This is a genomic window from Streptomyces sp. NPDC043952 (genome assembly GCF_056435325.1).
Window position 1 is genome coordinate 1 of record NZ_JBWKES010000022.1, and the last position, 4,343, is coordinate 4,343.

Consider the following 4,343-nt stretch of genomic DNA (forward strand, 5'->3'; position numbering starts at 1 on the left):
CCCCCCCCCCCCCCCCCCCCCCCCCCCCCCCCCCCCCCCCCCCCCCCCCCCCCCCCCCCCCCCCCCCCCCCCCCCCCCCCCCCCCCCCCCCCCCGGTTCCGCACCCGCTGTCGCCGGTGCTCCGTCGCCTTCAGGGACTTTCACACCAAGGTGTCGATTTTGCCCCAACACGCGGCGCGCAGCTTGTGCAACCGCACGACGGCATCCCGGCACGGCGGCGCACCGGGTTTGTCGATGGCCGCCATCACCGACGCCTCCACAGACCGCCGCGTCTCAGAGGGGATGACAAATGTCCCGCAGAGGTGGAACCCGGTCTCGACCCTGTTGCGCAGCGTCCGGTTCAGCTCGTCCCAGGCATCCTCGGCCGCGTCCCGGAGCTGCTGCCGATCGGTCACCGGCCCGCGTGACAGCCTGTCCAGGCAGCGCTCCATCCTTTGCGCCCGCGCATCCAGTTCCGTCGCGAGCTTCCGCACCCGCGCGAACACCTTCAACGACGCGACCACCAGACCGATCACCATGCCGAGGCAGGTCGTGAAGACGCCAGGGGCGTAACGTCCGGGAATCGGCAGCACATGGATCAAGCAGACGACACCCATGGTCCCGCAGCACAGCGCGGTCACCTGAAGGGCCGCTGCCCAGGTGAGGCGCCCCCGCAGACGTTCACAGGCAAATGAGGTCGGCTCCCGCACGCCTCCGCCGACGACATGGAAGCACCAGATCATCACCAGGGCCAGGCCGGCTTCACCGGGGCGGCCCGGCAGGAGACCGGCCGCCACCACCACGACCAGACCAAGGGCCCACACATACGCGGCCGTTGGCAGAAAAGTGATCACTCGATGCCAGGTCTCGGACCGGGCCACGAACCACGGCTTCGCGACCCAGTACGAACCGAGCAGCAGGAGCGCCGACAGCACGGCCGAGCCGCGGAACAGCGCCAGGGAGGGGCTGCCGATCGCTACGGTCGCCAGAACAGCGACCGCGCTGATACTGATCGCCCCGGCCCAGAGTCGCCATGCGGCTGGTCGATCCCCGGCCGGAGACACGGACTCAGGTGTCACGGAAGACCTCCTCGCATCGGGCGGCACCCGCATTCCTCCACGCCGCCGCCGACGAGGAAAGCACCCCCCACTGACAATCCGGGTGGGAGCCGCTGCGTCTCTCAGTACCGACAGCACCGAGACACGGTCGGCAAAGGACCGGAAGACGTACTTGACGGCCTACGCCACTGGGTCGATGGTCGTGCAATCGAGCGCCATCACCTCGGCGGAGAAACCGTGCCAGGAGATCGGCCGGAAGGCGGCAGCGGTGAAGTACCCCGTCCGTGAGGGACTGGCGCGGGCGCGGCGCTCCGCCGTGCACCTGGAGATGCGGGACCGGTACACCCCGGACGACCCCGAGTTCGCCCGCTGGCGGGCGGGGCACCGCTATGCGGGCGATCCTGCCAACCTGCCCGACTGGTGGGGCTCCTGGCGGGACCTCGTGGGTGAGACGACGGCCCGCGGGGTCGTGATGCGACGCGCCCGTGTCGTCTCCGAACCCGTCACCGATTACATCCGGTACGAACACGACATGACGTTCGCCAACGTGGCTGCGGGCGAATCCGTCCGCTGGCTGCCGCGCCGTAAGGCCGCGGACATCGCCCTGCCCGGCACCGATCTGTGGATGTTCGACGGATCGGCCGTCCTGTTCACCTTCTTCTCCGGGGACGGGGACGTGGTGGACCGTGAATGGAGCACGGAGCCGGCCGTACTGGACCTCGTGAACACGGCCTTCGAGACGGTGTGGGCACGCGCCATCGCACACGAGGACTACAAGCCGATCTGACCATGCCCGCCTCAGGATCATCGAGTGTGCAACAAGCCCGGCGTCTGCTTGCCGGCCGCCTCAAGGAATTGGCGAAGGACGCCGGGCTGGACGGCAAGGACGTGGCCGCCCTGTGCGGTTGGCACCCGTCCAAGGTGTCCCGTATATCGACGGCGAGGACCCAGCCGAGCGCCGACGACATCCGGGCGTGGTGCCACGCCTGCGGTGCCGATGGACAAGCCGAGGACCTCGTCGCCTCCCTGCAAGCCGTCGAAGGCATGTGGGTGGAATGGCGCCGGATGGAACGCTCGGGGCTGCGGCGGGCACAGCAGGCCGTACTGCCCCTTTTCGAGCGCACCCACTGGTTCCGTGCCTACTCCTCGTGGTTCGTACCGGGCCTGCTCCAGACCCACGGATACACCGAGGACGTGCTGCGGGCGGTCCAGCGGCGGCGGGTCTCCGTCGACGACGTGGCCGACGCCGTGGCCGTGCGCATGGAACGCCAGCGCGTCCTCCACGACGCACCGCGCAGATTCGCCTTCCTGGTGGAGGAGTCCGTGTTGAGCAACGGGCTCGGAGACGCCGAGACACAGGCCGAGCAGCTTGAGCGGCTGGTGTCGGTCAGCGCCCTGCCCAACGTCAGCGTCGGTGTCGTACCCACCCGTCTCGGCCGGACACGCATGCCCGTCGAGGGGTTCTGGATCTTCGACACGGCACAGGTCAACGTCGAACTCGTTTCGGGGCACCTCACGTTGACGCAGCCCGGCGAGGTCGGCGCGTACGCCGACACCTTCGCCACGCTCGCCGGTATGGCCGTCTACGGCCCCCAGGCGCGTGCCCTGATCCACAGGGCACGGGACACGCTCGTCTGACTCGTGCGCAATCGCGTGCAATCGGGGGTGACCCGCCGAGCGTGGACGGGGTTGAATCGGATACCGCAGGCGTTCCCGGCCTGCCCCAGGAAAGAGAGCGCATGAAACGAATCGTCGCCCGGATCTGGAAACTCATCCGCGGCCCTCTGCAATGGCGCATCCTGTGGTTCGCGAATGCCACATTCATGATCGGTGTCACGGGCGTGGTGCGGAACGAACAAGGACAAGTCCTGTTGCTGAAGCACCGCATGTGGCCCGCCGACCGACCCTGGGGGCTTCCGACCGGCTATGCGGTCAAGGGCGAGGAATTCCCGACGACCGTCGTCCGGGAGGTCCGGGAGGAGACGGGCCTCGAAGTCGTCCCCGGCCGCCTGATCCAGGTGACCAGCGGCTACAAGCTCCGCGCGGAGATCGCCTACGAGGCGCTGCACGTGGGCGGGACCCTCAAGCTCGACGGCTTCGAGATTCTGGAGGCGAAATGGTTCAGCCCGGATACGCTCCCGGAGGGAACGCAGGAATCGCACGTCCAGCTCATCAAGGCGGGAACACCGGCTCAACGGATCTCGCTCCCAACGAATCCGTAAGCGACGCACTGGCGATGGCGGCTCTGGCAGCCATGCGCGCCGACACGTCACCGCTCACGGCGAAACACCCCGACCACGTCTTCCACCCCCTGCCGGAAATCCTCGACCGGTGGGAGGCCGACGGAATCGACACCACCCTTTTCCACGCGGGAGTAGAAAGCGCCGGCCTCCGGTACGCCGGTTACGGCCTGACGAAGTTACTGCCGTTCGATCGGGTACTGGTCGGCTGCGCATCCTCACGCCCCGGCGCCTTCGGCGGCTTCCACCACCCGGACCAGGGTTACCGGCATCTCCAGATGATGTCCGTCATCACCATGTACGGGCCCATGGAACGCCGCACCCCGGAGCATCCGGTTTCGGCCCTCCTCGATCTCCTGCGCGCTTACGCCCACGACTGCCTTCACTACGGATCGCGTCGCCGGTACGTGGAAGTGTCGGGCACGCCCGTCCGCACTCAGTACGGGATCAACTACCGCCGCACCAGTGGGCAGTCCTACTCGGCAGCCGACAGACGCGAAAGCCACATCACACGCAACCTCGGAATCATCATGGAAGGCGCGTGTGACACGGAAGCACGTGCCATCACCCGTCAAGCAGCGGAACACTCCGGCCTGACGAAACCCCCGGACATCCTCGGCGCACTCGCCCACCGGGACGCGACGGGAACTCTGACAGCCGAAGACGCGGAGCGTGCGGCGGCGGTGCGGGGAAGTGAGGAACAGACACGATACGCGGCGGAACTGATCCGCTACGAACGGACCGTCAACCGCCGGTACGCGCTGTTCCTCCAGGCGTTCGCCCCTGGGGAGGAGAGCGAATGCCACGCCCGGCTCCTCGCAGCCACCATCAGCGGCGATGCGACCGTCCTGGGGACATGGCTGGACGACCGGCACGGCCCCGGAAGCTTTTCCGGGCTGTTCCGCACGCCGGGGTACTTCGACGCGTAGCGGGGTCTCCGCGGGAGATGGCCGGCCTCCGCGGGGGCCGGGAGCGCCCGCGGGGGGGGGGGGGGGGGGGGGGGGGGCGGGGGGGCGGGGGGGGGGGGGGGGGGGGGGGCGGGGGGGGGGGGGGGGGGGAGGAGGCT

At 69.1% G+C, this 4,343-nt stretch carries 5 protein-coding genes; 4 read left to right on the top strand and 1 reads right to left on the bottom strand.

Features of this window, described 5'->3' with window-relative positions; all coding sequences use genetic code 11:
• Positions 1-140 precede the first annotated feature (140 nt).
• Complete coding sequence (locus tag AC069R_RS23445) at positions 141-1,058, bottom strand: hypothetical protein (RefSeq protein WP_478768765.1); 918 nt, start codon at positions 1,056-1,058, stop codon at positions 141-143.
• A 247-nt stretch (positions 1,059-1,305) separates the two neighbouring features.
• Between AC069R_RS23445 and AC069R_RS23450 the strand changes: the two genes are divergently transcribed.
• The 4 genes from AC069R_RS23450 to AC069R_RS23465 all read left to right on the top strand — a co-directional run bounded on the left by AC069R_RS23450 (position 1,306) and on the right by AC069R_RS23465 (position 4,206).
• Complete coding sequence (locus tag AC069R_RS23450; protein WP_478768844.1) at positions 1,306-1,824, top strand: DUF6879 family protein; 519 nt, start codon at positions 1,306-1,308, stop codon at positions 1,822-1,824.
• A gap of 2 nt (positions 1,825-1,826) precedes the next feature.
• Positions 1,827-2,675: a helix-turn-helix domain-containing protein gene (locus tag AC069R_RS23455; protein ID WP_478768766.1), complete on the top strand. Its 849-nt coding sequence runs from the start codon at positions 1,827-1,829 to the stop codon at positions 2,673-2,675.
• A gap of 101 nt (positions 2,676-2,776) precedes the next feature.
• Positions 2,777-3,259 carry an NUDIX domain-containing protein gene (locus AC069R_RS23460; RefSeq protein WP_478768767.1) on the top strand — a complete coding sequence of 161 codons (483 nt, stop codon included), beginning with the start codon at positions 2,777-2,779 and terminating at the stop codon, positions 3,257-3,259.
• Positions 3,260-3,273: 14 nt separating this feature from the next.
• Complete coding sequence (locus AC069R_RS23465; RefSeq protein ID WP_478768768.1) at positions 3,274-4,206, top strand: hypothetical protein; 933 nt, start codon at positions 3,274-3,276, stop codon at positions 4,204-4,206.
• Positions 4,207-4,343 lie beyond the last annotated feature (137 nt).